The organism is Amycolatopsis sp. NPDC050768 (assembly GCF_040654155.1).
Classification (GTDB): Bacteria; Actinomycetota; Actinomycetes; order Mycobacteriales; family Pseudonocardiaceae; genus Amycolatopsis.
Genome location: NZ_JBFAHL010000021.1, coordinates 40,869 through 56,827 on the forward strand (window position 1 = coordinate 40,869; position 15,959 = coordinate 56,827).

General features: G+C 70.8%; 11 protein-coding genes and 1 pseudogene. 6 read left to right on the forward strand and 6 right to left on the reverse strand.

Translation table 11 applies throughout. The features are described from left to right. Position 1: 1 nt before the first annotated feature. A pseudogene (locus AB0H62_RS41750) lies at positions 2 to 616 on the forward strand (hypothetical protein); the annotation flags it as partial. A 793-nt stretch (positions 617 to 1,409) separates the two neighbouring features. Further along, the gene (locus tag AB0H62_RS41755) at positions 1,410 to 2,735 is read left to right on the forward strand and encodes a wax ester/triacylglycerol synthase family O-acyltransferase (protein ID WP_360592012.1); all 1,326 of its coding nucleotides are present in this window, start codon (positions 1,410 to 1,412) and stop codon (positions 2,733 to 2,735) included. Positions 2,736 to 2,739: 4 nt separating this feature from the next. Here AB0H62_RS41755 and AB0H62_RS41760 read toward each other — a convergent pair whose 3' ends face one another. The 5 genes from AB0H62_RS41760 to gltB form a co-directional block, all read right to left on the reverse strand. Further along, positions 2,740 to 4,131 (reverse strand): class II 3-deoxy-7-phosphoheptulonate synthase, encoded by a 1,392-nt coding sequence (locus tag AB0H62_RS41760; protein ID WP_220238047.1) that lies wholly within the window; start codon positions 4,129 to 4,131, stop codon positions 2,740 to 2,742. A 180-nt stretch (positions 4,132 to 4,311) separates the two neighbouring features. After that, positions 4,312 to 4,533, reverse strand: a complete 222-nt coding sequence (locus AB0H62_RS41765) for a hypothetical protein (RefSeq protein ID WP_360592013.1) — start codon at positions 4,531 to 4,533, stop codon at positions 4,312 to 4,314. Beyond that, positions 4,527 to 4,748: a hypothetical protein gene (locus AB0H62_RS41770; protein WP_360592014.1), complete on the reverse strand. Its 222-nt coding sequence runs from the start codon at positions 4,746 to 4,748 to the stop codon at positions 4,527 to 4,529. Before AB0H62_RS41770 ends, AB0H62_RS41765 begins: the two co-directional genes overlap by 7 nt. A gap of 86 nt (positions 4,749 to 4,834) precedes the next feature. After that, positions 4,835 to 6,343 carry a glutamate synthase subunit beta gene (locus AB0H62_RS41775; RefSeq protein WP_220238045.1) on the reverse strand — a complete coding sequence of 503 codons (1,509 nt, stop codon included), beginning with the start codon at positions 6,341 to 6,343 and terminating at the stop codon, positions 4,835 to 4,837. Next, entirely contained in the window at positions 6,336 to 10,877 is a 4,542-nt protein-coding gene (gltB, locus tag AB0H62_RS41780; RefSeq protein ID WP_360592015.1) for a glutamate synthase large subunit, read from the reverse strand. The genes AB0H62_RS41775 and gltB overlap by 8 nt, the downstream gene beginning before the upstream one ends. 372 nt (positions 10,878 to 11,249) lie before the next feature. Here gltB and AB0H62_RS41785 point away from each other — a divergent pair, with 372 nt between their 5' ends. The 4 genes from AB0H62_RS41785 to AB0H62_RS41800 all read left to right on the forward strand — a co-directional run bounded on the left by AB0H62_RS41785 (position 11,250) and on the right by AB0H62_RS41800 (position 14,749). Beyond that, a complete protein-coding gene (locus AB0H62_RS41785) occupies positions 11,250 to 12,035 on the forward strand; it encodes an SDR family oxidoreductase (protein ID WP_360592016.1) in 786 nt (261 codons plus the stop codon). Between the two features lie 133 nt (positions 12,036 to 12,168). Beyond that, the gene (locus AB0H62_RS41790) at positions 12,169 to 12,498 is read left to right on the forward strand and encodes a hypothetical protein (RefSeq protein ID WP_220238042.1); all 330 of its coding nucleotides are present in this window, start codon (positions 12,169 to 12,171) and stop codon (positions 12,496 to 12,498) included. A gap of 41 nt (positions 12,499 to 12,539) precedes the next feature. Further along, positions 12,540 to 13,892 carry a hypothetical protein gene (locus AB0H62_RS41795; RefSeq protein ID WP_360592017.1) on the forward strand — a complete coding sequence of 451 codons (1,353 nt, stop codon included), beginning with the start codon at positions 12,540 to 12,542 and terminating at the stop codon, positions 13,890 to 13,892. A 14-nt stretch (positions 13,893 to 13,906) separates the two neighbouring features. Further along, entirely contained in the window at positions 13,907 to 14,749 is an 843-nt protein-coding gene (locus AB0H62_RS41800; protein ID WP_360592018.1) for a hypothetical protein, read from the forward strand. Positions 14,750 to 14,817: 68 nt separating this feature from the next. Here AB0H62_RS41800 and lgt read toward each other — a convergent pair whose 3' ends face one another. Then, entirely contained in the window at positions 14,818 to 15,909 is a 1,092-nt protein-coding gene (lgt, locus tag AB0H62_RS41805) for a prolipoprotein diacylglyceryl transferase (RefSeq protein WP_360592019.1), read from the reverse strand. Positions 15,910 to 15,959 lie beyond the last annotated feature (50 nt).

The window sequence follows — 15,959 nt, forward strand, 5'->3', positions numbered from 1 at the left end:
CATGAGCTTCTTCACGGACGGTCCTCGTGAACGCCCCCTGTTCCCCGTGCGGGAGCAGGAGCTGTTCGGCTACGAGGGCCGTCCGTGGATGGGCCCGCCGAACGACCACATCGTCCCGGCGCTCCTGCCGTGGGCGCGGCCGCTCGGCCGTTCCGAACGCACGATCGTCGCCCTGCGCGGCATCGAGGTCTGGCCGGAAGCCCTGACGCTGCGCCTGGCGGTGTACTCGCGAGACAGCCTGCAGGAGGGCCGCAGCGGCTCCCTCATCGACCACCGGCGGATCCCGGACTACAACGCGCTGCTCGTCGGCGTGCTGTACCCGGACGGGAGCCGGGCCAGCTCCGAGTCGATCTCGGTGCCGTCGGCTTCGGAGCCCGCGCAGCCGGTCCTGCGCGCCGTGGGTGGCGGCGGGACGCAGTTCCACCTGGACCACCAGATCTTCTTGTGGCCATTGCCGGGGGACGGGCCGTTCACGTTGGTGATCCAGTGGCTCGACCGGGACATCAAGGAAACGCACACGGAGCTGGACGGCGCGGCGATTCGGGCGGCGGCGGAGGAGGCCGGGGAGTTGTGGCCTGGGCTGCCGAAGCGGCCGGGCAACGGGGTGGCGCTGCGGAACGCCGCGGCCGCGGGTTCCGGTGCCGCTCCTGATGTGGCTTCCGGTTCCGGTGCGACTCCTGGTGGGGCTTCGGATTCCGGTGCCGCTCCTGGCGTGGCCTCCGGTTCCGGGGCCGACGGCGCGCTTCCGGTGCGGGCCCCGGAGTCCGCCGAGCCACTTCCCCGCCGCGACGCTGCCGACAGCGCCGCACCCGGCGAGCGCCTGCCGCAACGGTCTCCCTCGGTGCTGCTTCCGCGCCTGGCCGGCGAAGCTTCGCTGCTCCCCCGCCGCAACGTCGCCCTCGGCCCTGACCGCCCGGTACCGCGCCCGCCCGGCACGGCCTCACCGCTGCCCCGGCGCACCCCCACCCGCGCCGGCAGCCCACTCATCGCACACCCCCCGAACGGCCTGGCCGAGCCACCGCCGCACCCCGCGCAGACGGCACCTCCGCGCCCGCCCGCCGAGCCCCCACCACTTTCCCGCCGCAACACCGACGACAGCCCGACAGTCGCGCTGCCCACACCCGCCGCAGCCGACCCGCTCCCCCAGCCGTCCCGGCCGGCGCCGCCGCAGTCGCCCGGCGAAGCGCTCACCGTGGCGCAGCCGCCCGCGTTGCCGCAGCCGTCAAGGCCGGCGAAGGAGGAGAAGCCGGCACGGGGTGGGTGGGCGCGGCGGTGGGGTGCGCGTGACCCGGGTGAGTGAAACCGCGGGTCGTTAGCGCCCGCGAAACACGGTGACCACCCTCCCGTCATGTCAAGGTGGTGTCGTGGGGCGCATCCCACTCTTGCCCAGCCGCACGAGGACGGTCGCGATGGTTCGTACCCCGCTCAGCCCGCTCGACGTCGCGTTCCTGTGTCTTGAAAGCGAAACCGCGCCGATGCACATGGGTGCGGTACTGGTGTTCACCTCTCGCGGGCGAGCCGACGGCGTGGAGCTCGCGGCGCTGCTGGCCTCGCGCGCGGAGAAAATGCCGCAGCTGCGCCGAAAAATGCGCACCGAGCTGTTTCCGCCCGGTTCCGCGACTTGGTCGGATGATCCGGATTTCGTTGCGGCACAACATATCCACCACCACGAGCTGAGCACGCTGTACGACCCCGACCCGCTCACGGACTTCGCCGCGCAGTGGATCGCTGAACCGCTCGACACGAGCCGTCCGTTGTGGGATCTGACCGTGGTGACCGGGCTGCCCCAGGGTGGTTTCGCCGTGTTGCTCAAGCTGCACCACGCCCTTACTGACGGAGAAGGCGCGTACGCGGTGACCGTCGGCCTGCTCGACGGCCTGGCCGTCGCGGACCGCACCCTCGCCCGTGCGTCCGGACCGGCGCCGATCCCGCGGCCGCGTTCGGCGCTGCACAGCGTGAAAGACAGCGTGAAAGACACCCTCGCGCACGCCGGGGAGACGGCCGGGATCGCGACGTCGCTCGTCCGTGCGGCGCGGCCGCCCCTGTCGCCCGTATCGGCGCCCGCGTCGGCCGAGCGGCGCCTGGGGTTCGTGCGGCTGCCCACCGCCGACATCCGCCGCATCCGCCGCGCACACGGCGGCACGGGCAACGACGTCGTGCTCGCCGTGCTGGCCGGGGCGCTGCGCGAGTGGCTGGTCAACCGCGGTAAACGCGCCGACGGGCGCACCCTGCGGGCGCTGATCCCGGTGAGCGTGCGCGGCCGTTCGAGCGGCCAGGTCGGCGGCAACAGACTGTCCGGCTACCTGTGCGACCTGCCGATCGGCGAGGACGACCCCGTCGAGCGCCTGCACCTGGTGTGCCGCGCGATGACCCGGAACAAGGCCGCCGGCCCGGCCCGCGGCGCCGGCGCGTTCCCGCTGCTCGCCGACCGCGTGCCCACGGTGCTGCACCGCCTCGGCACGAAAACGGCCGGGCTGGCCGCGCCGCTGCTGTTCGACCTGGTCGTGACCACCGTGCCGCTACCGGCCGCGCGCCTCACCCTCGCGGGCGCGCCCCTGGCGCAGGTGTACCCCTTTGTGCCGCTGGCCCCGCGCCACGCCGTGGGCATCGCCGTCGCCACCTACCGCGACGGCGTCCACATCGGACTCCAGGCGAACGCCGAGGCCGTCCCCGACCCCGGCGGCCTGCGCGACGCGGTGCTGAAATCCACCGCGGTGCTGCTGAACACCGTTTAGGGACTCAGCCCCGCAGCATCTCCGCCACGAGGAACGCCAGCTCGAGCGACTGCTGGGTGTTCAGCCGCGGGTCGCAGGCGGTTTCGTAGCGGCCGGAGAGGTCGACGTCGGAGATTTCCTGGGCGCCGCCGAGGCATTCGGTGACGTCTTCGCCCGTGAGTTCCACGTGGATGCCGCCCGGGTAGGTGCCGAGCTTGTGGTGCACCTCGAAGAAGCCCTGCACCTCGTCGACGATGCGGTCGAAGTGGCGGGTCTTGTAGCCGGTGGACGACTCGTGCGTGTTGCCGTGCATCGGGTCGCACTGCCAGATGACCTTGTGGCCCGAGGCCTCGACCTTCTCGACGATCGCGGGCAGCACCTCGCGGACCTTGCCGTTGCCCATGCGCGAGATGAGCGTGAGCCGGCCCTCTTCGTGGCGCGGGTCGAGGCGCTCGACGTACTCCAGCGCCTGCTCGGGCGTGGTCGTCGGGCCGATCTTGAGGCCGATCGGGTTGGACAGCAGCTCCGCGAACGCGATGTGCGCGCCGTCGAGCTGGCGGGTGCGCTCGCCGATCCAGAGGAAGTGCGAGGACAGGTTGTACAGCTTGGGGTTGGCCGCGTCGGCGTTGTCCAGGCGCAGCAGGGCGCGCTCGTAGTCGAGCAGCAGGGCCTCGTGGCTGGCGAAGATCTCGGTGGACTGCAGCGACGTGTCGGTGACGCCGCAGGCGTTCATGAACCGCAGGCCGCGGTCGATCTCGTTGGCGAGCGCTTCGAAGCGCTGCGCCGCCGGCGAGGCCGACACGAAGTCCTTGTTCCAGTCGTGCACCTGGTGCAGGTCGGCCATGCCGGCGCCGGTGAGGGCGCGGACCAGGTTCATGGCGGCACCCGCGTTGGCGTACGCGCGGATCATGCGGCCCGGGTCGGGCACGCGCAGCTCGGGCTTGGGCACCAGCGAGTTGATGATGTCGCCGCGGTACACGGGCAGGCCCAGCGCGTCGGTGGCCGCCGAACGAGGCTTCGCGTACTGGCCGGCGATGCGGCCCATCTTCACCACGGGCAGGCTCGCGCCGTAGGTGAGGACCACGGCCATCTGCAGCAGCGTGCGCAGGTTGGCGCGGATGTGGGGCTCGGTGTTGGACTCGAACGTCTCGGCGCAATCGCCGCCCTGCAGCAGGAAGGCCTCGCCGCGCGCGACCATCGCGAGCCTGCTCTGCAGCCGGTCGATCTCGGCGGGCACGGTGATCGGCGGCACGCTCTCCAACACGCCCCGGACGCGCTTGGCCAGCTCGACGTCAGGCCACTCGGGCTGCTGCGCGGCGGGCAGGGCCAGGGCCGCGTCGAGGCGCGAACGCAGCTCGGGCGGAAGCGGCGGGAGCTCGGGAAGCGTGTCGACGGGAACGTCCACTGTCCAGTTCACGGCTCCCAGGATAAGGTTCGCCGCCCGCGTGGTTCCGGGAGGGCGGCGCGGGTCACACGTCCGGTTCGTCCTGGCAGGTACAGCGCGACGGGTCGCCGCGACGAGAAATCTGCTTCACGTTTCGCCCACCGCCGACGGCGGGCTCCGGGAGAACGGGCCCCGTCCGCCCGGAGCCGGGCCTCAGTTGCGCACCGTCAGCTTCTCGATCGAGCCCGACGGCTTTCCCGTGCTCGGCGACGTACCGTGGTTGGCGATGTACACGTCGTCGCCGTCGATCGCGAGGCCGGTGGCCTGGGCCAGGCCGGCGGACGCGAGCACGGTCTTCTTGCCGTTCTTCTCGATCCGCGTCAGCACGCCGTCCGAGGGCGGCGTGGCGATGCCGTCCTTGGCAAAGGTCACCACGAGTTGAGCGTCTGGCCGAGGATCGCCATGGTGCCGCGGACGAACTCGACGTCCGCGGGGCCGGCGCCGGCCCTGCCGTCGGTCCCGGCCGCGGACGGCAGGTTCTTCACGACCTGCTTCAGCTTGCCGTGGTCGAGCACCGAAACGGCACCGGTCTTGCCGAAGCTCCACTCTCGACGGTCAGCGGCGACCACCGTGTGTGCCGGGAAGTTCACCCGCGCCAGGGCACCGCTGAAAAACAGGCCCCCAGCGCGCCATTGCGCTGGGGGCCTGCAGAACGTGGGGCCTGGAGGACGAGGGGTCAGACCACGGCGAGCGGCAACGCCGTCGGGTGCACCGGCGACGGCAGGTCCGAGTCGCCCATGAGGAACGCGTCCACGGCATTGGCCACGGACCGCCCCTCGGCAATGGCCCACACCACCAGCGACGCGCCGCGGTGGGCGTCGCCGCAGACGAACACGCCCGGCGTCCCGGTCTGCCAGTCGGCGCCGCACGACAAAGTGCCGCGCCGCGTCAGGGAAAGGCCGAGACCGTCGAGCAGCGGCATCCGCTCCACGCCCTCGAAGCCGATCGCCAGCAGCACCAGGTCGGCGGGCAGCACCTCGACCTCGTCGCTGGTCGGCACGACCTCGCGCCGGCCCGTCTCCGGGTCCTTCATCACGCGGACCTGCTGCAGCTCAAGGGCCTTGACGTTGCCGGCGCCGTCGTCGACGAACCGCTTCACGGCCACGGCGAACTTGCGCTCGCCGGCCTCCTCGTGCGCCGGGTAGGTGCGCAGGATGTAGGGCCACGTCGGCCACGGCGAGCGGTCGTCGTCGCGGCTCGTCGGCGGCACGGGGTACTGGTCCAGCTGCGTCACCGACAGCGCGCCCTGGCGGGTGGCCGTGCCGTAGGAGTCGGCGCCGGTGTCGCCACCGCCGATCACGACCACGTGCTTGCCGGCCGCGTCGATCGGCGACGGGCCGTCGCCCTCCACGAACCGGTTGGCGGGCACGAGGTGCTCCATCGCGAGGTGGACCCCGCGCAGCTCCCGGCCCGGCGTGGTCTGGTCGTCGCGGCCGCGCAGCGCGCCCACGGCGAGCACCACGGCGTCGAACTGCTCGCGCAGGTCCTCCACGGTCAGGTCCACGCCGACCTCGCAGCCGGTGACGAACCGCGTGCCTTCCTTGCGCAGCTGCGAGAGGCGCCGGTCGAGGACCTTCTTCTCCATCTTGAACTCGGGGATGCCGTAGCGCAGCAGGCCGCCGAGGCGGTCGTCGCGCTCGAACACCGTGACCTCGTGGCCCGCGCGGGTTAACTGCTGCGCGGCGGCGAGCCCGGCCGGCCCGGAGCCGACCACGGCGACGCGGCGGCCCGAGGACACCTCCGACACCTGCGGCTGCACGTACCCGGATTCCCACGACTGGTCGGCGATCGTCGCCTCCACCCGCTTGATGGCCACCGGCCCGCCCGACAGCGGCGAGATCGACAGCACGCAGCCGGCCTCGCACGGCGCCGGGCACAGCTTCCCGGTGAACTCGGGGAAGTTGTTGGTGGCGTGCAGCCGGTCGCTCGCCGCGGCCCAGTCACCACGGCGGACGAGGTCGTTCCACTCCGGGATCAGGTTGCCGAGCGGGCAACCCGTGCCGCCGGAGTGACAGAACGGGATGCCGCAGTCCATGCAGCGCGAGGCCTGCGTGCGCACGGTCTCGTTGCGCTGCGCCGGTTCGACATCGGCGTAGACCTCGCCCCAGGAGGCGAGACGGTCCTCTTTGGACCTCTTCTTCGGCTCTTCGCGCCGGTTCTTCATGAAACCCGTCGGGTCAGCCACGAGCGGCCTCCATGATCGCTTCGTCGACGTCGCGGCCGTCAGCGCGAGCTGCCTTCGCCGCGTCGAGGACCCGCTGGTAGTCGCGCGGCATCACCTTGGTGAAGGCCGCCGAACGCCGCGTCCAGTCGCCGAGGAGCGACGCGGCCACCGCCGAGCGGGTCAGGTCGTGGTGCTGCTGCACGATCTGCTTGAGCCACGCCAGGTCCTCGGAACCCGGCACGGACAGATCCACCATGTCACCGTTGACCTTGGCGCGGTCGAGGTCGAGCACGTACGCGGTGCCGCCGGACATGCCGGCCGCGAGGTTGCGGCCCGTCGGGCCGAGCACCACGGCGCGGCCGCCGGTCATGTACTCGAAGGCGTGGTCGCCGACGCCCTCGGCGACGACCGTGGCGCCGGAGTTGCGCACGCAGAAGCGTTCGCCCACCTGGCCCCGCAGGAACATCTCGCCCGCCGTGGCGCCGTACGCGAGCGTGTTGCCCGCGATCGTCTGACGCTCGGCAGAGAACACGGCTTCGGGGTCGGGCCGCACGATGATGCGGCCGCCCGAGAGACCCTTGCCGACGTAGTCGTTGGCGTCGCCGACCATGTCGAGCGTGATGCCGCGCGGGAGGAACGCGCCCAGCGACTGCCCGGCCGAACCGGTGAGCAGCACGTGGATCGTGTCCTCGGGCAGGCCTTCACCGCCGTAGCGGCGGGTGATCTCCGAGCCCAGCAGCGTGCCGACGGTGCGGTTCACGTTGCGCACCGGCAGTTCGAGGCGCACCGGGTGCGCGTCTTCCAGCGCCGCCTCGGCGAGCTGGATGAGCGTGCGGTCCAGGGCGTGCTCCAGGCCGTGGTCCTGCGCCCGTACGCGCCGCTTCGCCCCGCCGTACGGCGTTTCGGTCGGGACCTCGAAGATCGGCTTCAGGTCGAGCCCGGCCGCCTTCCAGTGCGCCTGCGCCTCGGCCGTGTCGAGCACCTCGGCGTGCCCGATGGCCTCGTCGAGCGTGCGGAAACCCAGCTGCGCCAGCGTTTCCCGCACCTCCTGGGCCACGAACTCGAAGAACTTCACGACGTGCTCGACCTGGCCGGTGTACCGCTTGCGCAGCTCGGGGCTCTGCGTCGCGACGCCGACCGGGCACGTGTCGAGGTGGCAGACGCGCATCATCACGCAGCCCGCGACGACGAGGGGGGCCGTCGCGAAGCCGTACTCCTCGGCGCCGAGCAGCGCCGCGATCACCACGTCGCGCCCGGTCTTCATGGCGCCGTCGACCTGCACCGTGATGCGGTCGCGCAAACCGTTGAGCAGCAACGTCTGCTGGGTCTCGGCGAGGCCGATCTCCCACGGCGTACCGGCGTGCTTGAGCGAGTTCATCGGCGAGGCGCCGGTGCCGCCGTCGTGCCCGGAGATGAGCACCACGTCGGCGTGGGCCTTGGAAACGCCGGCCGCGACCGTGCCGACCCCGAGCGAGGACACCAGCTTCACGTGGACGCGGGCCTGCTCGTTGGCGTTCTTGAGGTCGTGGATGAGCTGCGCCAGGTCCTCGATGGAGTAGATGTCGTGGTGCGGCGGCGGCGAGATCAGCCCGACGCCGGGCGTCGAGTGCCGCGTGCGCGCGATCCACGGGTACACCTTGTTCGGCGGCAACTGGCCACCTTCACCCGGCTTCGCGCCCTGCGCCATCTTGATCTGGATGTCGCTGGCGTTCACGAGGTACTCGCTCGTGACGCCGAACCGGCCACTCGCGACCTGCTTGATCGCGCTGCGGCGCTCGGAGTCGTAGAGGCGCTCCGGGTCCTCGCCGCCTTCACCGGTGTTGGAGCGGCCGCCGATGCGGTTCATCGCGATGGCGAGCGTCTCGTGGGCCTCGGCCGAGATCGAGCCGTAGGACATGGCGCCGGTGTTGAAGCGCTTGAGGATCGCCTCGACGGGCTCCACCTCGTCGAGCGGCACGGGCTCGCGCGCGCTGTCGCGGAACTTGAACAGCCCGCGCAGCGCGCCGCCCTCGCGATAGAGCCGGTGCACCTCTTCGGTGTATTTGCGGTAGACCTCTTCGCGCCCGGTCTTCGACGCGTGCTGCAGCAGGAACACCGTCTCCGGCGTGAACAGGTGCAGCTCGCCCTCGCGGCGGTAGGCGTACTCGCCGCCGGTGTCGAGTCCACGGTGGACACGGTCGGTCGGGTTGTCCGGGTAGGCGCGGCGGTGGCGCACCGCGACCTCCTCGGCCAGCACTTCGAGCCCCACGCCGCCGAGCTTCGACGACGTGCCGGTGAAGTACTCGTCGAGCAGGTCCTGGCTCAGGCCGAGCGACTCGAACACCTGCGCCGCCGTGTACGCGCCGACGGTGGAGATGCCCATCTTCGACATGATCTTCAGGACGCCCTTCACGAGCGCCTGCACGTAGTTGCGGATCGCCTTGCCCGACTCGATCCCCGTGATCGCGCCCTGGGCGATCATGTCCTCGATCGTCTCGAACGCGAGGTACGGGTTCACCGCGGCGGCGCCGTAGCCCAGCAACACGGCGATGTGGTGCACCTCGCGCGCGTCGCCCGTCTCCACGACGAGCGCGACGCGCAGGCGTTCCTTGGTGCGCACCAGGTGGTGGTGCACCGCGGAGACCAGCAGCAGCGACGGGATCGGCCCCATCCGGTGGTCGGAGTCGCGGTCGGAGAGCACGAGCGTGCGCGCCCCGGCGGCGATCGCCTCCGACGCCTCACGGCGTACTCGCTCGATCGCGGCGGCCAGCGCCTCAGCCCCGCCGTCCACTTCGTACAGTCCGGAAAGGACACTGCACGCGAAGCCCGGCAGGTCGCCGTCGTCGTTGACGTGGATGAGCTTGGCGAGCTCGTCGTTGTCGATGACGGGGTACGGCAGGTTCAGGTGCCGGCACGACGCGGGGCCGGGCGCGAGCAGGTTGCGCTCCGGGCCCATGATGCGCGCCATCGAGGTCACGAGCTCTTCGCGGATCGCGTCGAGCGGTGGGTTGGTGACCTGCGCGAAGTTCTGCTTGAAATACTCGTACAGCAGCCGCGAACGCTTCGACAGCGCGGCGACCGGGGTGTCGGTGCCCATCGAACCGATCGGCTCGGCACCCTTGGCGGCCATCGGCGCCAGCAGGATCTTGAGCTCTTCCTCGGTGTAGCCGAAGGCGAGCTGGCGGCGCAGCACGGAGTCGTGGCTCTGCACCACGTGGTCGCGGTCGGGCAGGTCGGCCAGCTTCAGCAGCCCGGCGTGCAGCCAGCCCTCGTACGGCTGTTCCGCGGCCAGCGCCGACTTCACCTCGTCGTCGGAGACGATCCGGCCGGCCTCGGTGTCCACGAGGAACATCCGGCCCGGTTTGAGGCGGCCCTTCGCCACGACGTCGCCGGGGGCCACGTCGAGCACGCCGGCCTCGCTGGCGAGGACCACGCGGCCGTCGACCGTCTGCCACCAGCGCGCCGGACGCAGGCCGTTGCGGTCGAGGACCGCGCCGACGAGCGTGCCGTCGGTGAACGTGACACAGGCCGGGCCGTCCCACGGCTCGATCAGGCTCGCGTGGAACTGGTAGAACGCACGCCGCGCCGGGTCCATCGTGGCGTGGTTCTCCCACGCCTCCGGGATCATCATCAGGACGGCGTGAGGCAGCGACCGGCCACCGAGGTGCAGCAGCTCCAGCACCTCGTCGAACGACGCCGAGTCCGACGCGTCGGGCGAGCAGATCGGGTACAGCCGCGCGAGGTCGCCCGGGATCAGGTCGGACTCCAGCAGCGCCTCGCGGGCGCGCATGCGGTTGCGATTGCCACGCACGGTGTTGATCTCGCCGTTGTGCGCCACGAACCGGAACGGGTGCGCGAGCGGCCACGACGGGAACGTGTTGGTGGAGAACCGCGAGTGCACCAGGGCGATCGCGCTCTCGAGCCGCTCGTCGGTGAGGTCGGTGAAGAACGCGGGCAGCTGCGCGGTGGTGAGCATGCCTTTGTAGACGATCGTGCGCGCCGACAGCGACGGGAAGTACGTGCCGCAGTCCGAGGCCACGCTCTCGTGCTCCACGCGCTTGCGCAGGCAGAAGACCAGCCGTTCGAGCTCCAGCCCGGCTTCCCCGCCCGGCGACGCGACGAACAGCATGGCGAAGTGCGGCATCACCGAACGCGCCGTGGGACCGATTCCGGCCCGGTCCGCGTCGACGGGGACCTCGCGCCAGCCGAGGACGTCGAGGCCTTCCTCGGCGGCGATGCGTTCGGCCAGCTCGACGGCCTTGCGGCGCTGCTCGGCGTCGCCGGGCAGGAACGCGATACCGGCCGCGTAGGCACCCGCTCGAGGCAGGACGAAGCCGGCTTCGGCGCGCAGCAGCTCGTCGGGCAGTTGCAGCAGGATGCCCGCGCCGTCACCACTCGTCGGTTCGGCGCCCGCGGCGCCGCGGTGCTCGAGGTTCGCCAGCGCGGTCAGCCCGTCGGCGACGATGCCGTGGGAGCGGCGCCCTTTGATGTCGGCCACCATGGCCACACCGCAGGAGTCCAGCTCGGTCGCCGGGTCGTAGAGACCCTGCTTGCCGGGAATGGCGGAGAAGATCATGGAAAAGGGACCTCCTTCGTCGTCTTCGTGCGAGACCGGCGAACCGGCCGTGGGGAGCGCACGGGACGACGATGGCCCGCTTGTTAGCGCGACTTTAACACCTGGGAAACACCGGAGCAGCACCTCAGAGCGCCCCGGACGGCGGTGAACGGTAACGATCTGGCTGCGCGGAACGACGTAGTTCCTGATGGCACCCAGGTCGTTCGCTTAGCTAACTATCGGATCTGGGCGGTTGCCGTCAAGTGTAACCGGGCTTTTACGCATCCGGCCTGACACAGCCGTTTCCGGCCGTTTTCCTGGGGTCTTCCCGGCTCGAGCGACCACCTGTGTGACCGATGCCGCTCGCCGGTGAAACGTGTTAGCGTCCGCCGCATGATCCTCGATCGGTTCCGCGTCACGGACAAGGTCGCGGTGGTCACCGGCGCCGGTCGCGGCATCGGCGCGGCCACCGCCGTGGCGCTCGCCGAGGCGGGCGCCGACGTGGTCATCGCCTCGCGCACCGAGTCCCAGCTGAACGAGGTGGCCGCCAGCGTGGCCGCGGCCGGGCGCCGTGCGCACGTGGTGACGGCCGACCTGTCGGACCCGGCGGCGGCCGGCGCGCTGGCTTCGGAAGCCCTGGCCGCTTTCGGACGGCTTGACATCGTCGTCAACAACGTCGGCGGCACGTACCCGAGGCCGTTCACCGAGTCGACGACGGACTTCCTCGAGGAAGCGTTCCGGTTCAACGTCGCGACCGCCCACGCGCTGACCGTCGCCGCGACCCCGGCACTGCTCGAAAGCGGCGGTGCGGTGGTCAACATCTCGTCGATCATGGGCCGCGTACAGGGCCGCGGCTTTCTCGCCTACGGCACGGCGAAGGCCGCGCTGTCGCACTACACGCGGCTGGCCGCCGTGGACCTCGCGCCGAAGGTGCGCGTGAACGCCATCTGCGTCGGTTCGGTGCTCACGTCGGCACTGGAACTGGTGGCGGGCAACGAAGAGATCCGCGTGAAGATGGAGAACGCGACCCCGCTGCAGCGCATCGGTTCCGCGGAGGACGTGGCTTCGGCGGTGCTGTACCTGGCTTCGCCGGCCGGCGCGTACGTGACGGGCAAGGTGCTCGAAGTGGACGGTGGGCTCCAGGCGCCGAACCTCGAGCTCGGGCTGCCGGACCTCTGATCGTCCTTTGTAGACACTTGTCTGATTTGTCGGATTTCGATTTCCTATCCGGTGGATTTCCCGAAACACCCCACGCTGGGTGATCACTTCCTGCCATAGTGTTCGTCGACCGACGATCACGGGGAGGGAATCGGTGTCGGACTTCGACGTACACACCGACGTCATGCGCGAGTACGCGGACGTCGTCGACGGGCTGCACGCCCAGGTCGGCAAGATCAAGGACTACATGCGCACCACCGCGTGCGACAAGTCGGGCTTCACCGGCCTGTTCGCTTTGCTGCAGCCCGTGGTGGACCTGGTGGGCAACCTCTACGGCAGCACCCTCGACTTCGGCGACAACCGCCTCACCTCGCTGAGCCAGGGCGTCCGCTCCGCCGCCGACTCCTACGACCACCACGACGGCCAGGTCGCCGCGATCCTCAAGGAATTCGGCATCGCGATCGACGAGGTCGGCGCGAAGTGACCACCCACCACTGACTCCGACCACCACCGAGGGGGAACGACATGGCCAGGCACAGCCACCCGGGCGGGTCCGGCGGGACGACGCACCACACGCCGACGCACCCTGCCACGCCCCAGCAAGGGCACCCGAACACACCGCCGCCGCACCCGAACACGCCGCCGAACCGGCCGGGTTCGCCGCCGCAGCAGCACACCCCCGGCACTCCGGCGCCTGGCGTGCCACCGCAGGGGCACCAGCCGGACGACCCGAACCACCCGAACCGGCCCGGCCAGGACGAGGGCGACGAGCGCAAGCGCCCGGGGCAGGGCGAGGACGAGGACGGCAAGAACAAGGGCGACGAGGACAAGGACGAGAAAAAGAAGAAGGACGACGAGGACGACTCCGACGAGCCCGAGGACGACGACTCGGACGATGACGACGACTCCGATGACGGTGGCGATACACCCGCGTCGTCCGGCGGGGATCCCGGCGCCGCGCCGGCAACGTCGCCGAGCGGGTTCGACGAGGGCAGCTCGATCAGCGAACAGCTCCAGCCGCCCGAGGACACGTCCGGCGAGGACATCCAGGACCTCGTCAAGGAAGCCGGCGTGGAGGTCATGGCGGTCGAGTGGATCTTCCAGCAGATCACCGGCCAGACGCTCACGCAGATGTTCATCGAGCCGATCACGGGTGACTTCTCGAAGATCTCCGCCGACGCCGAGGCGTGGCGCAACATCGCCGAGGCGATGAAGGCGTTCTCGACCGTGATGGTGGGGAACGAGAAGATCCTCGGCGACAGCTGGTCGGGCCCGGCGTCGCTGGCGCACAAGGCGTACGTGGACCTCGGGTGGCGCGCGGGGCTGGCCGCGGAGGCCGGGATCGCGGAGCTGATCGCCAAGGGGTTCGAGCTGCTGTCGGACACGTCGCAGAAGCTGGCGGCCAAGGCGCTCGACCTGTTGAAGAGCCTGATCGACCGGCTGCTGGTGATGGCGGCCGAAGCGTGCGTGCCGATCGCGGGGTGGATCGCCGACGCGATCACCGGGCTGTCGGAGATCCTGCCGCTCATCAACTCGCTGATCTCGATCATCGACATGATCAAGGACATCGTGCAGAAGGTCGGCGACCTGTGGAACTCGGTGAAGGACATCGGGTCGCAGCTGGCGAAGATCAAGGACGTCGGCAGCGTCTCCGACGTGATCGACATCGGCAAGGGCATCGCGGGCGACGTCGGCGACATCAAGGACAACGCCTCCGACATCGCCGGCGACGTGGGCGACATCAAGGACTCCGTGAAGGACGGCGTCGAGGAGTCCCGCGGCAACCACGAGGACAACAAGGACTACTGGGACAGCCGCAAGAGCCGTACCCCGGCGCACTCCGGCAGCGGCCGGATCAGCGGCCGCATCGACGACTGAGAGGACCCGCCGTCATGTCACGGCCCACCCCCGCGCAGGACGCGTGGAAGACGCCGGAGATCCGCGAGGCGGAATCGGCGCTCGACAGCACCGTGAGCAAGTCGCGGCAGCTGCTGAAGGACCTCGAGAAGATCCGCCTGAAGCCGCTGCCGCAGACCGACACCCCCGAACGCATCGAGGCGCTCAAGACCGCCGCCTCGAAGCCCGACGCCCCGGCCGCGCTGCGCCTGGTCAAGCGCAAGGTCGACGCCGGCGAGCTGACGTGGAAGGACGTCGCGTCCGGCAAGGCCTTCGCCGACCCCGAGGTGCGCGCCCTGGCCGACGCCAAGCTCGGCGACGCGAAGGACATGTACGAGGAGTTGCAGGAGGGCCTGTCGCCCGAGGAGGTCCTCGAAGCCCGCACGGGCTCGCGCGACTTCCTCGCCGACTCGAACCGCTCGACCTACCCGGCCGCCGCGGAGGAGCCGAAGGGCTTCTCGACGGACGACCCGCTGGCGAGCAGCGCTTCACCGTCGAGCCCGGCTCCGCCGCCGCCCGGCCGCCACAGCGCTCCCCCGCCGGACGACGACTTCGCCGACCCGCTGGCCGACCGCAAGCCGTCGGCACCGCCCGCGCCTCCGGCACCGCATTCGCCGCATTCGCCGCCTTCGCCCGGGCCGGACCAGGGCCGGCACACTGCACCCCGGCACGAGGACCCGCGCTCGCGCTTCACCACCCCGGACGACGACGAGTTCACCAACCCCCTCGCCGGCCGCGGCACCCCGAAGCGCCAGGACCCGCCCTCCCCGCGCCGCCCCCGCGGCGAAGACCGCTCCGCCGGAGACGACGACTACTTCGGCGGCTCGCCGCTCGGCTGACCCCGCAACGCACGAGGTCCCCGGCTCGACTTCGAGCCGGGGACCTTGTGCGTGGTGAAAACCGAGGGTCAGGACTTCTCAGGCTTGTCCGAATCCGAACCGGAGGAAGCGGACCCTGCGTCGACCGTGATTTCGTCGAGGGTGTCCGCGTCGGGTTCGGACGGTGGGGCGGCGGTGTCCGAAGCGGACTCCGACGGGGAAGACTCAGCCGCTTCCGCAGAATCCGCAGAGCCCGAAGCTTCAGAAGGCTCCGCAACCGCGTCACGTTCGTCCCCGCGGCTGTGCAGCGTCTCGGGCAGCTCGCGCGGGCCCTTCTTCTTCGCCAAGATCATGAACGTCACCGCTCCCAGGAACACGAGGATCGCGACCCAGACGTTCACGCGCAGGCCCAGGATGTGGTTGGCCGTGTCGGTGCGCATGAGTTCGATCCAGCAGCGGCCGAGGGTGTAGCCGGCCACGTACAGGGCGAACGCGCGGCCGTGGCCGAGCTTGAAGCGGCGGTCGGCCCACACGACGACGAGGGCGACGAGCAGGTTCCAGATCAGCTCGTACAGGAAGGTCGGGTGCACCGGGCTGTCTGCCAGCGGCACGTGGCCCACGGCGACACCGGTGAGGGCATCGGGCAAGCCGGTCGCCGGGTCGATGCGCTGGTAGATCTCCAGGCCCCACGGCAGGTCGGTGTGCGCGCCGTAGAGCTCCTGGTTGAAGTAGTTGCCGATGCGGCCGATGGCCTGGGCCGTGACGATGCCGGGGGCGAGCGCGTCGGCCAGCGCCGGCAGCGGGATGCCCTTGCGGCGGCAGGCGATCAGGGCGCCGACGCCACCGAGGGCGATGGCGCCCCAGATGCCGAGGCCGCCGTCCCAGATGGCGAAGGCGTTCCACGGGTTCTTGCCGGCCGTGAAGTACAGCTCGGGGTCGGTGATCACGTGGTAGAGGCGGCCGCCGACGAGGCCGAACGGCACGGCGAACACCGCGACGTCGATCACGGTCCCCTTGGTGCCCCCGCGCGCGGCCCACCTGCGCTCTCCCCACCAGATCGCCACGATGATGCCGGCGATGATGCACAGTGCGTAGGCACGGATCGGGATGAACCCCAGGTGCCACACACCGCGGTCGGGGCTCGGGATCGTGGCCAGGAAGGCTGCCGAGGCGGAATACACGCGGTCACCGTAGCGCGTCAATGCTCCGGTGTGGTGAGGGCGCCGCCGAA